This window comes from Burkholderia sp. B21-005, from assembly GCF_020843965.1.
Taxonomy (GTDB): Bacteria; Pseudomonadota; Gammaproteobacteria; order Burkholderiales; family Burkholderiaceae; genus Burkholderia; species Burkholderia ambifaria.
Genome location: NZ_CP086302.1, coordinates 1,613,286 through 1,632,374, shown reverse-complemented (window position 1 = coordinate 1,632,374; position 19,089 = coordinate 1,613,286). Strand labels below are relative to the sequence as shown.

13 protein-coding genes are annotated in these 19,089 nt (G+C 67.9%); 4 read left to right on the top strand and 9 right to left on the bottom strand.

The genetic code is table 11. The features are described 5' to 3' along the window. Positions 1-62 precede the first annotated feature (62 nt). From LMA02_RS23595 to LMA02_RS23580, 4 genes are read right to left on the bottom strand one after another with little or no spacing between them, the layout of a single operon-like run. Entirely contained in the window at positions 63-899 is an 837-nt protein-coding gene (locus LMA02_RS23595; protein WP_228907693.1) for an SDR family NAD(P)-dependent oxidoreductase, read from the bottom strand. A 37-nt stretch (positions 900-936) separates the two neighbouring features. Beyond that, positions 937-1,695: an SDR family oxidoreductase gene (locus tag LMA02_RS23590; RefSeq protein ID WP_228907692.1), complete on the bottom strand. Its 759-nt coding sequence runs from the start codon at positions 1,693-1,695 to the stop codon at positions 937-939. A gap of 40 nt (positions 1,696-1,735) precedes the next feature. Further along, a complete protein-coding gene (locus tag LMA02_RS23585) occupies positions 1,736-2,593 on the bottom strand; it encodes an SDR family NAD(P)-dependent oxidoreductase (protein ID WP_228907691.1) in 858 nt (285 codons plus the stop codon). 3 nt (positions 2,594-2,596) lie between these two features. After that, the gene (locus tag LMA02_RS23580; protein WP_228907690.1) at positions 2,597-3,013 is read right to left on the bottom strand and encodes a nuclear transport factor 2 family protein; all 417 of its coding nucleotides are present in this window, start codon (positions 3,011-3,013) and stop codon (positions 2,597-2,599) included. 450 nt (positions 3,014-3,463) lie between these two features. Here LMA02_RS23580 and LMA02_RS23575 point away from each other — a divergent pair, with 450 nt between their 5' ends. Further along, complete coding sequence (locus LMA02_RS23575; RefSeq protein ID WP_006753588.1) at positions 3,464-3,673, top strand: hypothetical protein; 210 nt, start codon at positions 3,464-3,466, stop codon at positions 3,671-3,673. Positions 3,674-3,714: 41 nt separating this feature from the next. After that, a complete protein-coding gene (locus tag LMA02_RS23570; protein WP_228907689.1) occupies positions 3,715-5,211 on the top strand; it encodes an FAD-dependent oxidoreductase in 1,497 nt (498 codons plus the stop codon). A 77-nt stretch (positions 5,212-5,288) separates the two neighbouring features. Here LMA02_RS23570 and LMA02_RS23565 read toward each other — a convergent pair whose 3' ends face one another. Beyond that, entirely contained in the window at positions 5,289-6,953 is a 1,665-nt protein-coding gene (locus tag LMA02_RS23565) for an acid phosphatase (RefSeq protein ID WP_228907688.1), read from the bottom strand. Positions 6,954-7,382: 429 nt separating this feature from the next. On the opposite strand from LMA02_RS23565, the gene ftsH reads away from it, so the two are divergent. Next, complete coding sequence (gene ftsH, locus LMA02_RS23560) at positions 7,383-9,350, top strand: ATP-dependent zinc metalloprotease FtsH (protein ID WP_228907687.1); 1,968 nt, start codon at positions 7,383-7,385, stop codon at positions 9,348-9,350. 115 nt (positions 9,351-9,465) lie between these two features. On the opposite strand, the gene otsA is transcribed toward ftsH, so the two are convergent. From otsA to LMA02_RS23545, 3 genes are all read right to left on the bottom strand, one after another. Beyond that, positions 9,466-10,872: an alpha,alpha-trehalose-phosphate synthase (UDP-forming) gene (gene otsA / locus LMA02_RS23555; protein ID WP_228907686.1), complete on the bottom strand. Its 1,407-nt coding sequence runs from the start codon at positions 10,870-10,872 to the stop codon at positions 9,466-9,468. A gap of 644 nt (positions 10,873-11,516) precedes the next feature. Further along, positions 11,517-13,154 carry a methyl-accepting chemotaxis protein gene (locus LMA02_RS23550; RefSeq protein ID WP_228907685.1) on the bottom strand — a complete coding sequence of 546 codons (1,638 nt, stop codon included), beginning with the start codon at positions 13,152-13,154 and terminating at the stop codon, positions 11,517-11,519. Between the two features lie 410 nt (positions 13,155-13,564). After that, complete coding sequence (locus tag LMA02_RS23545; RefSeq protein ID WP_228907684.1) at positions 13,565-15,595, bottom strand: TonB-dependent receptor; 2,031 nt, start codon at positions 15,593-15,595, stop codon at positions 13,565-13,567. Positions 15,596-16,085: 490 nt separating this feature from the next. Between LMA02_RS23545 and adhP the strand changes: the two genes are divergently transcribed. Then, complete coding sequence (gene adhP / locus LMA02_RS23540; RefSeq protein WP_228907683.1) at positions 16,086-17,114, top strand: alcohol dehydrogenase AdhP; 1,029 nt, start codon at positions 16,086-16,088, stop codon at positions 17,112-17,114. A gap of 64 nt (positions 17,115-17,178) precedes the next feature. On the opposite strand, the gene LMA02_RS23535 is transcribed toward adhP, so the two are convergent. Then, complete coding sequence (locus LMA02_RS23535; protein WP_228907682.1) at positions 17,179-18,624, bottom strand: sialidase family protein; 1,446 nt, start codon at positions 18,622-18,624, stop codon at positions 17,179-17,181. Between the last annotated feature and the right edge of the window lie 465 nt (positions 18,625-19,089).

Below are 19,089 nucleotides of genomic sequence, written 5' to 3'. Positions count from 1 at the left end.
GATGCGCCGCTTGAATTGAACGGATGATTGAACGGATGACGCCGCGCGCGGCGGCGGCCTGCTCAGAAATTGAAGCCGTTGCCGGTGACGACCGGCATGTTGGTCCAGAAGCCGTTCGGGTCGCGATACCAGCCGGCCGCCGCGAGTGCGCCGCCGTCCACGTGCAGCGTCGTGCCGGTGACCCACGCGGCGAGCGGGCTCGCGAGGAACAGCGCGGCGCCCGCGATGTCGCCGGCGGCACCGAATCGTCCGAGCGGAATCCAGCGCGGGATGTGGCTGTGGTGCTCGGCCGCCACCATCGCGCTGACGGGCACCTGCGGCGTCTCGGTGGTTTCCGGCGCGATCTGGTTCACACGGATGCCGGCCGGCCCGAGTTCGAGCGCGAGGCTTTTCGTGAAGCCGGTCAGCGCGGCCTTGAACGATGCATAGACGGTGCAGTTCGGAATCGCGCGAAAACCCTCGATCGACGACACGCCGACGATGCTGCTGCCCGCGCCGCGCTTGCGCAGCAACGGCAGCATCGCGCGCGTGACGATGAACACCTGACGCAGGTTCACGTCGAACAGCCGCGCGATGTCGTCGTCGCCGTAATCGTCGAACGGTTTCGCGATCCCCAGGAAATCGCCGACGTTGTTGACGAGCACGTCGAGGCCGCCGAAGCGCGCGTCGATCGTCCTCGCAAACGTGTCGACCTCGTCGCGGCGCGTGACGTCCACGGTGCCGACCAGCGCGTCGACGCCCGCGGCTTCGAGCGCCTGGCGCACGTCCTGCGCGCGTGCGGAATCGCGCTCGGCCACCGCGACGCGCGCGCCTGCCGCGCCGAACGCCTCCGCGCACGCGCGGCCGATGCCTGCACCGCCGCCGGTGACCAGCACCGTCTTGCCGTTGAATGAAATCATCGGAACACTCCTTGGAAAGGGAAAGCCGCGAGCCGCGTCACAGCGACGAAACGAGTTGCGCGTTGTCGATTCGCAGCTCCGCGCCGTTCACGAAGCGCGATTCGTCGGACGCAAGGAACAGCACGAAATTGGCGACGTCCTGCGGATCGCACATGCGCGCCATCGGATCGTTGCCGATCCCGAGTTCGGCCGGATCGAGGCCGGGCATCAGCGCCTGCGTCATCGGCGTCCAGATGCCGTCCGGATGGATCGAGTTGCAGCGGATCCGGTAGCCGCTGCGCTTGCAGTGCACGGCGACGCTGCGCGCGAGCGCCGTGACCGCGCCTTTCGAGCCGGTGTACGCGCACATCATCGGAAGGCCGCCGAGCGCGGCGACCGACGACATCATCACGATCGAGCCCGGCGTGTCGTTGTGCTTCATCGCGCCGATCGCGTACTTGCAGCCGAGAAAATAGCCGTCCGCATTGACGCGCAGCACGCGTTGCCAGGTGTCGAGGCTCGTGTCCTCGATCGAGCCGACCGGGCAGATCGCCGCGTTGTTGACCAGCACGTCGAGGCGGCCGAAGCGCTCGAGCGTCGACGCGATCGCATGCCGCCAGCCGTCCTCGTCGGCGATGTCCTGATGCACGAACAGCGCCGCGTCGCCGATCTCGCGCGCGAGCGCGCGGCCCGCGTCCTCGTCGATGTCGGTCAGCACGACACGTGCGCCCTCGGCGGCCAGCAGCAACGCATCCGCGCGGCCGACGCCGCTCGCCGCGCCGGTGATCAGCGCGACCTTGTTTGCGACTCGATTCATGATCGGTGGTTTTCCGTTGGGGTTGAAAGAAGGCGGCCGCTCATGCGGCGCCCGGCGCACGGCCGGCCTTGACCGCGTCGAGCGCGGCCGCGCCATAGATTTGCGCGATCGTGTCGTCGACGCGCGGGTTGGTGCGCAGCTCGTGGCCGCCGTCGACCGCGAAGCTCTGGCCGGTGACCCAGCCCGACTCGGGGCCGGCGAGATAGCGCACCGCATGCGCGATCGCTTCCGGTTCGCCAAGCGTGCCGAGCGGAATCTGTTCGAGGAAGCCGTCGACCAGCGCGCGGTTGTCGAACATCGGCGCGGTGGCTTCCGAGCGCGTGAGGCCCGGCCGCACCGCGTTCACGCGGATCTTCGCGCCGGCCAGTTCCTCGGCCGCGCCGCGCACCAGCGCCTCGAGCGCGGCCTTGGCCGTGCAGTACGCGCTCAGCCAGCGGAAGTTGATTTGCGCGGCCGTCGACGAGATGCAGACGATCGCGCCGCCGCCGCTGTCGGCGAGCCGCGGCGCGGCGTGACGGATCGCGGTGAACGCGCTGTGCAGGTTCAGGTCGATTTCCGCGCGGAAGCTGGCGGCGTCATGCATCAGCAGCGGCCGGAACCCGGCGCCGCCGACGGTCGGCACGACGATGTCGAGACGGCCATCGAGCGCCCACGCGGTGTCCAGCGCGGCCTGCAGGTCGCCGTCGTCGCACGCGTCGCCGGCGTGAATCGCGACGCGGCTGTCGGGCACCGCATCGGTCAGGCGCTGCTGCGCGCGTTCGAGCGCGTCGCGGCGGCGGCCCATCAGCACGACGGCCGCGCCATCGGCGGCGAGTGCCTGCGCGCATGCCGCGCCGATGCCGCCGGCGCCGCCGGTGACGAGCGCGGTGCGGCCGGCGAGGGGAAGGGACGTGCGCATCGTTCAGGCCTCCAGCGGCAGGTCTTGCGACCAGTCGACGTGCAGCGTGCGCGCGGCGAAGCGCCACGTGCCGCCGTCGAACACGCAGCGGTCGCGATAGCGCAGCCCCCAGTCGAGCTTGCGCGTCACGCCGTCGCGCACGTACACGTGGCATGCGACGCCGTAGGTCTCGACGTCGGCCTCGCCGCCGTCGAGCGTGACGAGCTGGTTGTGCACGTGATGCTGGGTGGTCTCGTAGCGTTCGATCACGCGCATGCCGGCGACGATCGCATCGCGGTCGTCGAAGCGGAAACCGGGGCCGTCGAGCTGCGCGTCGGCGGTGAAGAGGGTGGCGAGGCGCGGCCAGTCGCGCCGGTCGACGGCTTGCGCGTAACGGCAGGCAAGCTCGTACAGCGCGTGGCGGGGATTCGAATCGGTCATGCGTACTCCCGTGAGTGAACGGAAAGACCCGGCCGCGCCGCAAGCACGGACGCGGCGGCAGTGCGACGTCGACGCGCAGGTTCGCATCGGACCGATCGATCCTCATCGTCCATACGGAGCAGGGTAAGGATCGGGGAAAACACCGGGATCGCCGACGACGCATCGTCCGATGCTGCGATGCATCGGCGCGTGCGCGGCATTCGTCTGACGATGTACCGACCCGTCACGACGGGGGTTTCCGGGGCTGTCCCGCCGACGCGGCCACGCGGCGATGTTGCAACGCGGCACGCCGCGCGACACCGGCTTCGCGTTTGCCCCTAGTCGAAATGGACGATGGCCGCCGGCCCGGCGCTGGCTACCGTGCAGTCATCCGGTGCGGTTGCCTGTTTGCCTGAGGCCAGCGCGCCGGACACGAACCGCGACAGCGGTCAACCGGAGGGGACGACGATCATGAGACTGACGACTCGCAAGCTGTGCGTACTGGCGATGGGCACGTTCGCGGCCATGGCGATGGCGCGATACGGAGCCGAACAGGTGCCGTCGCCGCCGTATGCGGCCGGCATCCTGCAATGCCGCTCGGTCGACCAGAACGGCCTGCCGATCGGTTGCGTGCCGATCGATCCTTCGCACTTCGGTTTCGCCGCGTTGCGCGGCATGTAACGCCGGCGCGGCCGCGCGCCGCGCCAATCGATCCATTGCCCATGTCATCCGAATACTCCCTGACCCGCCCCCTGAACGTTCGCGACGTGCCTCGCTGGGACGCGGAACACGACGTCGTGATCGTCGGCTTCGGCGCGGCCGGCGCGTGCGCGGCGATCGAAGCCGCGAGCGCCGGCGCCGACACGCTGATCGTCGAGCGCGCGTCGAGTTACGGCGGCACGAGCGCGCTGTCCGGCGGCGAGATCTACCTCGGCGGCAGCGGCGGCACCCCCGCCCAGCGGCAGGCCGGCTTCAGCGACGACACCGAGGACCTGTACCGCTACCTGATGCTCGCGGGCGGCCGCGACGCGGACGAAGCGAAGGTGCGCCTCTATGCGAACGAGAGCCTCGCGCACCACGACTGGCTGGTCGCGCAGGGCCTCACGTACAAGAACACGTTCATCGCCGAGCGGATCGTCGAACCGGAAACCGACGACTGCCTGATCTGGTCGGGCAGCGAGGAGGCCTGGCCGTTCAGCGAGGCCGCGACGCCGTGCCCGCGCGGCCACACGCCGCAATGGCCGGGCTGGGGCGGCGGGCAGATGCTGATGCGCGTGCTGGCCGGGCGCGTGCAGGCGCTCGGCGTATCGACGCGCTACGACACGCGCGCGCTCGCCTTGATCGTCGACGATGCAGGCGCCGTGCGCGGCGTCGTGCTGCGCGCATACGGCGAGACGGCATGCGTGCGGGCGCGCCGTGCGGTGATCCTGTGTGCCGGCGGCTTCGCGATGAACCGCGACATGGTGCGTAAGCATGCGCCGCAGTTCCTGCGCTCGGGCGAACCGATCGGCAGCCCCGGCGACGACGGCTCGGGCATCCTGCTCGGCCAGAGCGCGGGCGGCGCCGCGATCCACATGGACCAGGGCTTCGTCAGCCTGCCGTTCTACGCGCCCGAATCGCTGATCTACGGGATCTTCGTCAACGCGCACGGCCAGCGCTTCATCAACGAGGACGGCTATCACGGCCGCACCGGCCATCACGCGTTCCACCAGGCCGACGACCGGATCTACCTGCTGGTCGACCAGGCGAGCTACCAGGCGCCACCCGAGATCGCGCGGATTGGCATCGCGGCCGCCGGCGAGACATGGGACGAAGTCGAGCGCGACCTGCGGATGCCGGCCGGCACGCTGACGGCAACGCTCGACGTCTACAACCGCCACGCGGCCGAAGGCGTCGATCCGCTGTTCCACAAGGCGAAGAAGTGGCTGAGGCCGTTGATCGAGCCGCCGTTCGTCGCGCTCGATTGCCGGATCGACTACGCGTTCTATCCGCATTTCACGCTGGGCGGGCTCGATACGCTGCCGACCGGGCAGGTGCTGGACGCGGCGCGCGCACCGGTGGCGGGCCTCTATGCGGCCGGCCGCACGACCTGCGGGCTGCCGCGCTGGGGTGCCGGGTACAGCTCGGGACTGTCGCTGGCCGACGCGACTTTCTTCGGCCGGCAGGCCGGCCGTCACGCCGCACGTTCGGCGAGCGAGGCGTTGCGCAGCGCCGCCTAGCATGGCGAGTAAAACGACGACGCCCCGGCAACCATGTTGCACCGGGGCGTCGTCGTATCAGGGACGTGAGTGAATCGTCAGCCGAGATCGAGCGCGTTCGTCAGGTCGCCCGGCGGCGTGGCGCCGCGCGACGCGAACGCCTTGTCGCGCGCGGCGACGCCGTCGAGCGGCGCGAGCCCGTGCACGCGGCTGATGAAGCGCAGGATCGAGTTCGTGTCGTACATCGTGTGATCGACGTAGCTCTTCTTCGCGAACGGCGAGATCACGAGCGCCGGAATCCGCGAGCCGGGGCCCCAGCGATCGCCGACCGGCGGCGCGACGTGATCCCACCAGCCGCCGTTCTCGTCGTGCGTCATCACGATCACGGTGTTCGCCCATTGCGGGCCGCGCCGGATATGCTCGATCACGTTCGCGATGTGGCGATCGCCCGATTCGACGTCCGCATAGCCCGCGTGCATGTTCAGGTTGCCCTGCGGCTTGTAGAACGTGACGGCCGGCAGGCGGCCCGCGTCGATGTCGGCGATGAAGCGGTTGGTCGACGGCTCGTCGCCGACGCCCGCGTCGCGTAGGTGCGTGCGGCGCGCGTCGGTGCCCGGCGCGTAGTTCGCGAAGTAGTTGAACGGCTGGTGGTGGTACTGGAAATCGGGAACCATGCCCGTGTCGCGGTGCTCGAGCGCGTACTGCCACGCGCCGCTGTACCACGCCCAGTCGACGTTCTTTTCCGACAGGCGGTCGCCGATCGTCGGATGGCCTTGCGGCGGGATCACGCGATGGTCAGCCGGATCCGCATACGCGGCGTTGCCCGGATCGGCCGGCGGCACGTAGCTCGGCTGATACGGCGGCGCCATCGTGTTGACGCCGTAGCCGTCGGGCGTCAGCGGGCCGTCGACCGCGAACTTCGGCGGGCCGTCGAGCGCGGACGCCGGCGAATCGGCGGCGAGCGTCAGCCGCGTGCCGGTTGGATCCTCGCCGTCGACCTTCGACAGCAGCTTGGCCGCGTGCGGATGCTTGTGCGCGTCCGGATAGATCGGCGGCTGCGCGGAAATCAGGAACATGTGATTCAGCCACGAGCCGCCGAAGGCCGCCATGAAGAAGTTGTCGCACAGCGTGTATTGCCGCGCGAGGTTCCACAGCCGCAGCGTGTCGGCGGAATTGCGGTAGTGGCCCATCACGAGGCCGCCCGAATCGGCCCACGCGGCGAACTGGTCGTTGCGGCCCGCGGCGATCTGCATCTGGTTCTGGTAGAAGCGGTGCCACAAGTCGCGCGTGATCACGCCATTCGGCAGCGGCTTGCCTTGCGCATCGGCGATCCGGAACGGCGCGTTCGGCAGCTTGTCGATGTCGCGCTCGGCGATCGCGTAGCGCTTGCCGTCCACTTCCTGCGCCCGCGGCACGAGCCCGCCCCAGATCTTCGGCAGCACCGGCAGCGGCGTCTTGCCGTCACGATCGAGCTGCCGCGCGTCCTCGGGCCGCACCTCGCTCAGCGGATGGCGCACGCCGGGGAAGTCGCCGTACAGGTTCGAGAAGCTGCGATTCTCCGCATAGATCACGACGATGTGGCGCACCTGCCGGCGCAGCGCGTCGTCGATCCGCAAGTCGGCAGCGGAGCGCGGCGCGCTGCCCGGCGTGGTCTCGCAGCCCCCAAGCGCGACGCCTGCGCCGAGTGCGGCGAGGCCGCCGAGCATGCGGCGGCGGTCGGGATCAACGGGAAGGTCGTCGGGGCGATCGGGGGTGTCGTTCACGTCGTGTGCTCCTCGATGGGTGGTTATCGTTCGATGTGCGGCCGCGTCGCACAGGCTGGCCGCGACGCGGGACGGGACGCAACAGCCGGCGTCGCGCCCGGCGGCGTGATGCGCAGGGCGAGGCCAACTGTCACACAAATGTCACGAACGCGACTATAACGCGGCGGGCGGCGTCGATGAAAGGCGTTTGTCGGACGATGCGAGACGCCTGCGCGCGAACTAGACTGAAATCACGGACGGCGCGTTGCGGCGCGATGTCCGTGCGAACGGCGCCAGGCGGCGCGTTCGCGGTGTCTTTCATGCGACGAAACGAGGCGACGATGGCGCGGATGCGGTCCGTGAGCGCGTGGCTGCCGATACCGCGCGCCGGCGGGGCGCGCGGGTACGCGTAAGCGCGCGCCGCACGGCGCGACCGGCCGGCCCGATGCCATGGACAAGAAATTCGACTATGCAGGATTACTGATCGCGGCGGGCTTCTTCGTGCTGTTCGCCGCGCAGTTGCTGATGCTGCGCCCGGAGGCGACGATGATCGCGTACAGCGATTTCCATCGGCTCGTCGCCGCGCGGCTCGTCGACGATCTCGAGATCGGTGCGACGTCGATCGTGGGCACGCTGAAGATGCCGCAGGCCGGCGCGATGCTGCCGGCATCCGAAGTCGCGGCCGTGAAGACGGGCGGCGCGCCGCCGCGCTTCGCCACCAACCGCGTGACCGATCCGCAGCTGATCGACGCGCTGAGCGCGGCCGGCATCCGCTTTCACGGCGCGTCCGACACGGGCTGGATCACGTCGCTCGCGTCGTGGCTGGTGCCGCTCGTGGCGTTCGTGTTCATCTGGAACCTGATGCTGCGCAAGCGCGGCGGGCTGCAGGACTTCACCGGGATGGGCAAGAGCCGCGCACGCGTGTACGTGCAGCAGGAAACCGGCATCACGTTCGACGACATCGCGGGCATCGACGAAGCGAAGGCCGAGTTGCAGCAGCTCGTCGCGTTCCTGCGCAACCCTGATCGCTACCAGCGGCTCGGCGGCAAGATCCCGAAGGGCGTGCTCGTCGTCGGCGCGCCCGGCACCGGCAAGACGCTGCTCGCGCGCGCGGTGGCCGGCGAGGCGGCCGTGCCGTTCTTCTCGATCAGCGGCTCGGCGTTCGTCGAGATGTTCGTCGGCGTGGGCGCCGCGCGCGTGCGTGACCTGTTCGAGCAGGCGCAGCAGAAGGCGCCGTGCATCGTGTTCGTCGACGAGCTCGATGCGCTCGGCAAGGTGCGCGGCGTCGGCCCGATGTCGGGCAACGACGAGCGCGAGCAGACGCTCAATCAGTTGCTCGTCGAGATGGACGGCTTCCAGGCCGGCTCGGGCGTGATCATCATGGCCGCGACCAACCGGCCGGAGATTCTCGATCCGGCGCTGCTGCGCCCAGGCCGCTTCGACCGTCACATCGCGATCGACCGGCCCGACGTGAACGGGCGTCGCCAGATCCTCGGCGTGCACGTGAAGCGCGTGAAGCTCGCGGCCGAAGTCGACCTCGGCGAACTTGCATCGCGCACGCCGGGTTTCGTCGGCGCCGATCTCGCGAACGTCGTCAACGAGGCCGCGCTGCATGCGGCCGACCTCGGCAAGCCGGCGATCGGGATGGACGACTTCGACGAAGCGATCGATCGCGCGATGACGGGCCTCGAGCGCAAGAGCCGCGTGATGAACGCGCAGGAAAAGCTGACGATCGCGTATCACGAGGCCGGCCATGCGCTCGTCGCGGAAAGTCGCGCGTATTGCGATCCAGTGAAGAAGGTGTCGATCATTCCGCGCGGCGTGGCCGCGCTCGGCTACACGCAGCAGGTGCCGACCGAGGATCGCTACGTTTTGCGGCGCAGCGAGCTGCTCGATCGCATCGATGCGCTGCTCGGCGGCCGCGTCGCGGAAGAACTCGTGTTCGGCGACGTGTCGACGGGCGCGCAGAACGATCTCGAACGCGCGACCGCGATGGCGCGCCACATGGTCATGCAGTACGGGATGAGCGAGAAGATCGGGCTGGTGAGTTTCGACGACGGCGAAACGCGCAGTGGCATACCGGGCGCATGGCATGCGAGCGACGGCCGCTGCAGCGAGCACACCGCGCGGGTGATCGACGACGAGGTGCATACGCTGCTGACCGATGCGCATGCGCGCGTCGCGGCGACGCTCGGCGAACGTCGCGAGGCGCTCGAGCGGATCGCGCAACGGCTGCTCGCGTGCGAGGTGCTGGAACGCGATGCGTTGCAGGCGCTGATCGACGGACGCGAGGTGCCTGCGTCCGAACCTTCCATGACCGATCGCGGGCCGTGCGCGGACGTGAATGCGCCGGAACAGGCGTCGGCGACCGAGCACGATTTCGTCGCATGCGGGCCGCCGCGCGAACCCGAGCGTTGAAGCATGGATCGCTCCCGCAGTTGGCGGGCGGGCGAACGCATTGCAATTTCGGTGGTGGTGCAGAAGGTGAGCGCTGCGGCGCTCGACCGCGACACGATCGATGTGTAAGCGTGTGTCAGGACTCCGTCGCGGCGGCGACTTCCGCGGCTTCGGTGAGCGCGTCGAGAAAGCGCGTGCGCCACCAGTGCACGTCGGTCTTGCGCACGATCGCCATCAGCGCGTCGTGACGCTGGCGACGTTCCTCGATCGGCATCGTGAGCGCGCGCTGGATCGCCTGCGCGGTGCCCTGCGTGTCGTACGGATTCACGAGCAGCGCGGGCTTCAGCTGCTCGGCCGCGCCCGCGAAACGCGACAGCACCAGCACGCCCGGGTCGGCCTCGTCCTGGGCGGCGAGAAACTCTTTCGCGACCAGGTTCATGCCGTCGCGCAGCGGCGTGACGAGTGCGACGCGGCTCGCGCGATAAAGGCCCGGCAGGCGCTTGCGCGCGACCGTGCGGTGGATGTAGCGCATCGGCATCCATTCGAGTTCGCCGTAGTCGCCGTTGATCGCACCGCACAGGCTGTCCATCTCGCGCCGCAGGTCGTCGTACGCGCCAAGATCCTCGCGGCTCGGCGCGGCGATCTGGATCAGCGTCGCGCGATCGCGGTTCTCCGGATACTGTTCGAGCAGCTGACGGAACGCATGCACGCGTTGCGGCAGCCCCTTCGTGTAGTCGAGCCGGTCGACGCCGACGAGCAGCTGGCGGCGCGAATACTCGTCACGCATCCGCTCGAACATGTCGATGCCGTCGCGATTCTCCGCGAGCGCCGCGAATTCGTCGACGTTGATGCCGATCGGGAACGCGCCGGCCGACAGCGTGCGGCCGAACGCGTGCAGGCGGCCGTCCGGCAGCCGTGCGGCACCGGCTTCCGCCTCGACGTAGTGCTCGAAGTGCAGCAGGTCCGATTCGGTCTGGAAACCGACGAGGTCGTACGCGAACAGCGAGCGCATCAGCCACTCGTGCTCCGGAATCGCGGCCATGATCGGCGGCGGCGGCATCGGAATGTGCAGGAAGAAGCCGATCGGATTCCTGCAGCCCATCGCGCGCAGCTCGGCGGCGAGCGGAATCAGCTGGTAGTCGTGGACCCAGATGGTGTCGTCGGGGCGCAGCAGCGTGCTCAGCTTGCGCGCGAACAGCTGGTTCACCCGCCGGTAGCCGTCCGCGAAGCGCCGGTCGAACTGCGCGAGATCGAGCCGGTAGTGGAACACCGGCCACAGCACGTTGTTCGAGTAGCCGAGATAGTACGCGTCGTAATCCTGTGGATCGAGATCGATCGTCGCGAGCTGGATGCCGCCGACGTTCTGGATCTGCACGTCGTCGCCCTGGGCGGTACGTTCGTCTTCACCGCGCAGCCTGCCGCTCCATCCGAACCAGACGCCGCCTGATTCCTGCAGGCTGTCTTTCACGGCCACGGCCAGCCCGCCGGCCGCGGCTTTACGGGGATCTGCGATGCGATTGGATACGACGACGAGTCGGCTCACCAGCTCTCCTGCGAATAGTTTGGGAAGGTTCGTGCGGCCAGGGCGTGAGGCGGACGCCGCCATCGACGCGAGGCGCGATGGGGCCGCGGTACGAACGGACGGGAATCAGGGGCACGCGATTCGCTGTCCGAACGTGGAGTGCTTTTTTAGGATACTCGTCATTCGGCTGATTTAAAAGTGCATGACCGAGATCAAGGGGGCCGCGTATCCGGCGCGATGCGCGTCGTTGCGTGCATTCGGAGGGCGGGACCGGAAATTGCGCAGCGCGGCGGAGGCCGTGTGCGCAACGGGAGGCGGAGGGCAGGGAACGGGGATTGCAGACGCGGGAATCGATGGTGTTCGGTCACGCACGCGGTGTCGATCTGGGTCGCTCGGATCGCTCGCGGCGCGCGATGTCGAAGCTCAACGCGAGGACGCGTGCCGCGAACCCGTGAAACGCATCGCGTATCACGTTACGTGCGCGTAACCCCCGCCGCACACACAGCGCGCGATGCGGAACCGAACCGGTGAAGCGCGCCGCGGGACGCGTCGCGTATCACGTTTGCATGCGTAACGACCGGCGCACACAGCGCGCGATGCGCAACTGCCCCCGTGGATCGCGTGGCCGCGCATCGTATCCTGCATGCGCCTGACGCGTGATCGCGTCAGGCGGTAGCCGCCTGCCACTGCGACGCGCCGCCGCCCGCATGCGTGCGCGCGTGCGTCGACGTCGCAGGTTCGCCGGCAGGCATGCGGAACGTGGACACCGTCTGCGACAGCTCGCGGCCCTGGGTCTCGAGCGATTTCGACGCGGCCGCCGCCTGTTCGACGAGCGCCGCGTTCTGCTGCGTCGTCGCGTCCATCTGCGTGATCGTCAGGTTCACCTGATCGATGCCGCGACTTTGTTCGGCCGATGCCGCCGCGATTTCACCCATGATGTCGGTGACGCGCGCGACGGCCTGCGTCACGTCCGACATCGTCTTGCCGGCTTCGCCCGCGAGCGCGGAACCGTCCTGGATCGTCTGCACCGATGCGCCGATCAGTTCCTTGATTTCCTTCGCGGCGGTCGACGAACGTTGCGCGAGACTGCGCACCTCGCTCGCGACGACCGCGAAGCCGCGTCCCTGTTCGCCCGCGCGCGCGGCTTCGACGGCCGCGTTCAGCGCAAGGATGTTGGTCTGGAATGCGATGCCTTCGATGATCCCGGTGATGTCCGCGATCTTCGACGAGCTGTTGCCGATTTCCGTCATCGTGTCGACCACGCGGCCGACCACCGAGCTGCCGCGCAGCGCGACGTCCGATGCATTCGCGGCGAGCGTGCTCGCCTGCTGCGCATTCTCCGCGTTCAGGCGCACCGTCGACGTGAACTCTTCCATCGTCGCGGCGGTCTCCTGCAGCGAGGCGGCCTGTTCCTCGGTACGCTGGCTCAGGTCGAGGTTGCCCGATGCGATTTCGCCCACCGCGTGCGCGATGCTGTTCGACGAATCGCGCACGCGGCCGACGATGTCGATCAGACGCGTATTCATCGTATGCAGCGCTTCGAGCAGGTCGCGCGTCTCGTCGTTGCCGCTCACGCTTATGCGGCTGCCGAGATCGCCGTTGGCCACCGTGCGCGCGACGTCCACCGCCGCGACGATCGGCACCGTGATCTTGCGCGTCAGCCAAAGGCCGCCGCCCACCGCGATCGCAACCGCGATCAGGCTGATGGCCAGCAGCAGGTTGCGCCCGGTCGTGTAGCGATCCGCGAATGCCTGGGCGATCGCGATTTCGCGCTCGTGCGTATAGCTTGCGTACGCATCGGTTGCGCGAACCAGTTGCGCGAGCAACGGACGGCAGCGATTGTCGATATCGGCGGTCGCCTCTTCCTTCTTGCCGGCCTGCGCGAGCCCGACGATATTCAGCGCGACGGGCCCGTAGCTCGCTTCGATGCGCGCGATCTCGGCGACCAGTTCGCGCGCGCGATCGGTCGTATCGGTCGCGTTCGCCATCAAGCCCTTCAGTTTCGCGAGATCGTCCTGCACGTCCTTGTGCGCCTGTTGCACTTCGGCGAGTTCCTGCTGAATGTCGGACGGCGTGGTCACGAGCACCAGGTTGCGCGCGGCGATCGCGCGCCGGTCGACCGCCGTCCGGATTTGCGCGGTGAGGTTCGCGCGCGCGTTGATGCCGCTCATGTACCGGGAGAACTCGTCGTTCGTGTCGGACAGCGCTTTCAGCGCCATGCCGGACACGATCACGACGACCGCGGCGAGCAATCCGAAGCCGCCAAGTAGTTTTGCCTTGATGGTTATTCTGGCGATTTTCACGATGTGCCTCTGTGCGAGTGGGTGACGAAGGGAATTTATTGTTCGACCGAAAATAGGCTCGTGCCGTCATTAACGGGTATTTCGGATATTTCTTTACCCTTCGAAAACCCTGATTGCGATTCTTTTTTCGCTGGAAACCCTGACGGGCTGGTGTTTTTGATCTGGAGCAAAAAGAGCGAATTCCCGGTGATTCTCGCGTTCATATACGGAATCTGATGCCGGTCATTCAGGGAAGTTAATAAATTAGGGGGCGACTGAGAAAATCGTCTCGTTAATTGTATTTTTGATTTACGGGTGAATTGCGTATTTACGTTTGGACGGCCGGTCACGCGATTCGGCCCCGTAAAACGGGCGCATGGATTGTCGCCCGGTCGAGCGGCCCGCAGCCGGTGCCGCAGGCCGTCCGGCGATCAGAACGTCGTACGCAGGCCAGCCATCACGCTGCGGCCGCCCTGTGGTGCGAAGCCGCGCACGACCGAGGTCGCGTAGCGGATCTCCTGGTTCGTCAGGTTGTCGCCGCGCAGGTACGCGAGCCAGTGCGTCGCAGCGACACGGAACTTGTACGTGAGCATCACGCCGAGCGACGTGTAGCCGTCCGTCGGGAAGTCGTTGTCGGGCACGCGGTGCTGCGACCATGCATGCGTGACCTGCGCGCGTGCGCCGAACGGGCCGTAACCGTAGTCGGCCGCGAGCGTCGCGCGCAATGGCGCGATGCGCGGCAGCGGCTGGCCGGTGTCGACGTTGCGCGCATGCGTGTAGTCGGCGGTCAGTTCCAGGTCGACCGTATGGCCGCGCCGCGAGAACGCGCGCCACTTGCCGTCGAGTTCGACGCCGTAGAACTCGGCGCGCACGCCGCGATAGATCGCTTCGTTGAGCGAGCCATCGGCGCCGGGTGTGACCGGTTCGCCGTCGTCGTCCACGACGCGGCCCGTGTTGTACTCGGTCAGGTAGTTCGAGAAGCGGTTGTAGAACACCCCGACGCTGCCGCGGTTCGGGCCGCTCGCATAGCGCAGCGACAGGTCGGTCGACACGGCCTTTTCCTTCGACGCGTTCGGGTTGCCGATCAGGAACTGGCCGGTCGCGTCGTGCGGGCCGTTCGAGTACAGCTCGTAGAAGGTCGGCGCGCGTTCCGTGTAGGCGACGTTCGCCGCGACCGACCACACCGGCGTCAGCGAGAAGAGGGCGCCGGCCGATACGCTGCCGGCATTGAAGTCGCGCGGCTGCGCGCCCGCGAATTTCTCGACGCCGGCCGGATCGGGATCGACCTTCACGTGCTCGAGGCGCCCGCCGAGGCTCAGCTTCAGCGCGGGGTCGACCTGCCATTCCTCGAGGCCGAACAGCGCGACGCTGTTCGTGCGCGTGGACGGCACCAGCATTTCGTCGCCGAGCGCCGAGAACGTGTTCCGGCCGAACTGCACGCCGATCGCGCCTTCGAACGGGCCGATCCTGCGATGCCGCGCCTCGATGCGCGCTTCGTAGCCGCGGTTGCGGAAGGTGGTCGCCGTCTCGCCGTTGTCGACTTCCTTGTGGCGATAGTCGGTGTACGCGAAGTCGAACTTCAGCTTCGTGAACGGGCCGCTCAGGTTGCGCACCTCGGACGCGAGCGCGAGCCGTTCCTGGCGCATCCGCAGGCGCACGTCGTCCTCGGCGACGGAGCCGTAGTTCGATTCGTAGCCGCTGTACGACAGGCCCGCGAAACCGTCGGCCCACGTGTACGACGCGCCGGCGGCGCCGCCGTGCACGCGGCCGTCGCTGTTCGGTACGCTGCCGTACGGCTGCGGCGTGTCGGGGCCGTCGATCGCGCGTTGCGCGCTGCTGCGCGCATAGCCGGGAATCCGCAGCTTGCTGGCCTCGCGGTCGAATGCGTCCACATGGAACGCGAAGCGGCCGTTGCCGCCTTCGACCTGCGCGGCGCCCGCGCGCACCGAGTTCGCGCCGCCGTAGCGCGCATCCAGCGCGCCTGTCACGCCTTCGATCGCCTCGCGCGGAATCCGGTTGTCGATCGTATTGACGACGCCGCCGACCGCGTTGCCGCCGTACAGCAGCGCGGCCGGTCCACGCACGATCTCGACGCGCTCGATCGACAGCGGGTCCTCCGGCACCGCGTGGTCGTATGACAGCGACGATGCGTCGTAGGCGGCCACGCCGTTCTGCAGCAGCCGGATCCGGTCGCCGTCCATCCCGCGGATGATCGGACGGCCGACCATCGGCCCGTAGGTGGTGGTCGACACGCCGGGCAGGCCGTTGAGCGTCTCGCCGAGCGAATCGGCCTGGCGGCGCGTCAGCGCGTCGCCGGACAGTTGCGCGGTCGGCGCGATCAACTGGGTGTCGCCCAGCGGGTTCGCGGTCACGAAGATCGGCGCGAGCGACGTGGCCTGCGTCGGCGTCGACGAGGCGGGCGTATCGGCGGCCTGGGCTTGTGCGACGGCGGCAAGCAGCATCAGCGAAACGGGCGAGAGCGGGCGAAGCGGTAGACGAGGGAGGTCGCGCATGGTCGGTGAATCGGTTGGGATTGGTTGGTTTGGTCGGTCGGAAAGCGAGCCATGCGGGTCACGACTAGATACGATATATTGTTGCGTCAGCGGCGCGTAGTGGCCCCGCTATGACCCGGCCGGACATGACTCGGCGTCACTCGGCCACCCGGATGGAACGGGTCCAAGTGTTTCAGGTGGACGAGATTGCGAAATGATATGTTATATCATTTCGAATTCCAAGCGAAACGACGGTATGCCGAAGGGTTTCCGACCAACGGCCGAAATGGCTGCCTAGGAAGAAGGGGCGTCGAACCGGCACGGGACCGGCCGTCCGCGCCGCATGTCCCGCGCGAATGCGCCACTATCGCGCGCGTTTCCCGCCCCGTTGATGCGTATCAAGGCGCTCCGGTTTCGAGTCCGGATACTGGCCGGATCATCGACCACACAGGAGCGACACGTGACACAAACAATGAAAGCGGCCGTGGTACACGCGTTCGGCGAACCGTTGCGCATCGAGGAAGTGCCGGTCCCGACGCCGGGCGCGGGCCAGATCCTCGTCAACATCAAGGCATCGGGCGTCTGCCATACCGACCTGCATGCCGCCGACGGCGACTGGCCCGTGAAGCCGACGCTGCCGTTCATTCCCGGACACGAAGGCGTGGGCGTCGTCGCGGCGGTCGGGGCGGGCGTCACGCACGTGCGCGAGGGCGACCGCGTCGGCGTGCCCTGGCTCTACACGGCATGCGGTCACTGCGAGTACTGCCACACCGGCTGGGAAACCCTTTGCCACGGGCAGCAGAACACCGGCTATTCGGTCAACGGCAGCTATGCCGAATACGTGCTCGCCGATCCCGACTACGTCGGCCATCTGCCGGCGCAGGTTGCGTTCGACGAGATCGCGCCGATCCTGTGCGCGGGCGTGACGGTCTACAAGGGCATCCGCGTCACCGACACGCGTCCGGGTCAGTGGCTCGCGATTTCGGGCATTGGCGGGCTCGGCCACGTGGCCGTGCAATACGCGCGCGCGATGGGCCTGCACGTCGCGGCGATCGACGTGTCACCGGCGAAGCTCGAACTCGCGCGCCAGCTTGGCGCACAACTGACGATCGATGCGTCGGCCGAGGATCCGGCGAAGGTCATCCAGAAGGAGATCGGTGGTGCGCACGGCGTGCTGGTCACGGCCGTGTCGCGCAGCGCGTTCGCGCAGGCGCTCGGGATGGTGCGGCGCGGCGGCACGGTGGCACTCAACGGCTTGCCGCCCGGCGATTTTCCGTTGCCGATCTTCTCGACCGTGCTGAACGGCATCACGGTGCGCGGCTCGATCGTCGGCACACGGCGCGACCTGCAGGAATCGCTCGATTTCGCGGCGGATGGCCTGGTGCGCGCGCATATCCATCGCGACCGGCTCGGCAACATCAACGACATATTCGCGCGGCTGCGCGAAGGCAAGATCGACGGTCGCGTCGTGCTGACCGACATGCATTGACGCGCACTCGGGCACGCTGCCGCGACGCGGGGGACGTCGCGGCAGCGCTGCGCTCACGCGCGCATCACGGCGCGAAGAACACGTCGGTGCGGTTCGTCAGGTTGCCCGTGGTCTGGACGAACAGCGGATGGAACGACGACGACGGCAGCACGTCGAGCCCCTGGTAATCGCCGATGAAGAAGCCCTCCGCGTTCGGCGCGAGCCTCATGTCGAACGGGCCGCCGACGCGCCGCTCGTCGGCGAACGTGGTGCCGCCGTCATGCGAGATCTTGCGCCAGAACCCGGTCGGCAGCGTGGTCGTGTTGCCGGCCTGCAGATCGCGGAAGTCGTAGTAGGTCACCATGACGGCGCCCGCATTGTCGACGCGCACCGACGGATTGAACGCGGGGCGCCCGGTCGGCGTGTTCAACTGCATCGGCGCACTCCAGCTCGCGCCACCGTCCTTCGACGTCGACACCGCGATCTCGTCGTACTTGCCGCCGTTGAAGCGGCTGTCCTGCCAGACGACGTAGAGTTGCCCCGATGCAGGATCGATCGCGGGCTCCGGAATGATGTCGCCGGTGCGCACCGGTTCGCCGGTGTTCGGATCGGTCACGCCGACCGTCTGCAGTCCGGCGATCACCTGCGGTTTCGTCCAGGTCGCGCCGTCGTCGGTCGACTTGATGAACGCGACCTTGCCGGCGGCCTTGCTGAACGGCGGCTGGATCAGGTCGAAGAAGTTGTAGAGCGTGCCCGTTTTCGGATCGACGACGATCTGGTTGCCGATCGTCTGCTGACGCGACGGCACGTGGACGATGACCTTCGCTTTGCTCCACGTCTTGCCGCCGTCGACCGTCTTCGAGAACAGCGTCGGCCCGCGGTATGCCGCCGTGTGCAGATTCGCGTACGGGTTGCCGTTCGGCAGCTCGAGGCGGTCCCACACGGCATAGGCGGTGCCGGCCTTCACCGGATTTGCCGTCACCGATTCCTTGTCGTTGAAGAACTGCGTCGTCGGCTCGTCGTTCGCGATCAGCACGGCCGGGCTGCTCCATGTCTGTCCGCCGTCGGTCGACACCGAAGCCCCGACCGCATTGCCGTTGTTCGACTGGTTGAACGAGATCGATACGGAGTATGCGGTGCCGTCCGGGCCGAACGACACCCATGGATCGGACGCGCGCTCGTACTTGAGCCCACCTGGCGCGCATGCGCTGAACGGCTGCGGCGTGCGCGCCCAGGTCGCGCCGCCGTCGAACGTGTAGCCTGCGACGAGCCCGTGGGCGCCGCCGTTCGACCAGCGGTCCTGCTGCCACACGGCGATCATGTTGGTCGGGTTCGCGGGATTGACCGAAAGCCACGGTTCGACCTCGGCGTTCACGTAGTTCGTGCCGGGGCCGCCGATGGTGCAGGCAGCGAATGGACTCGGGCCGGACACGACCACGGGTTCGGCGTGCGCCGCCGCGGCGGCGGCGGCCATCGCCATCACGGCGGACAGGCGGGTGACAAGCGAGTGGGACACGATCGTGCGTCGCATGGACTACTCCTCGTTGACATGCGGCGGCGATGGCCGGGCACGGCACGGCGACGCAACGCGCATCGGTGCGTGGCCAAAGGGTGCCGTGCAACGCGTCGGGTCGGGTCGTTCAGGAAGCCGTTTCGGTCATCGCAATCCGCGTGTGCTGGATGCCGCCAGCACGTCGGTTAAGACTCCTCTTCGTTTTCATTGCTTGTCGGGTAGAGCCTGCAATGCGGACCCGACGGGAAGGCCAGTCGGTGCATACGGCGAATGCAGCGAAGTGGATTGCAATGTAGGCGATCCCCATGCGGCGCGGGAGGCAATTTTTTGTAACAGAGCGTAGCCGGAAAGCGTTGCCGAAGCGGCACGTTGCGGCAACGCAAAATTTGCCGCCGAGCAGGCGCGGAAAACGAATCGAAAATGCGAATCGCAATCGCTTTCGATCGCGACGTTCGAGCCGCGTCGTATCGATGCGGTGCTGCG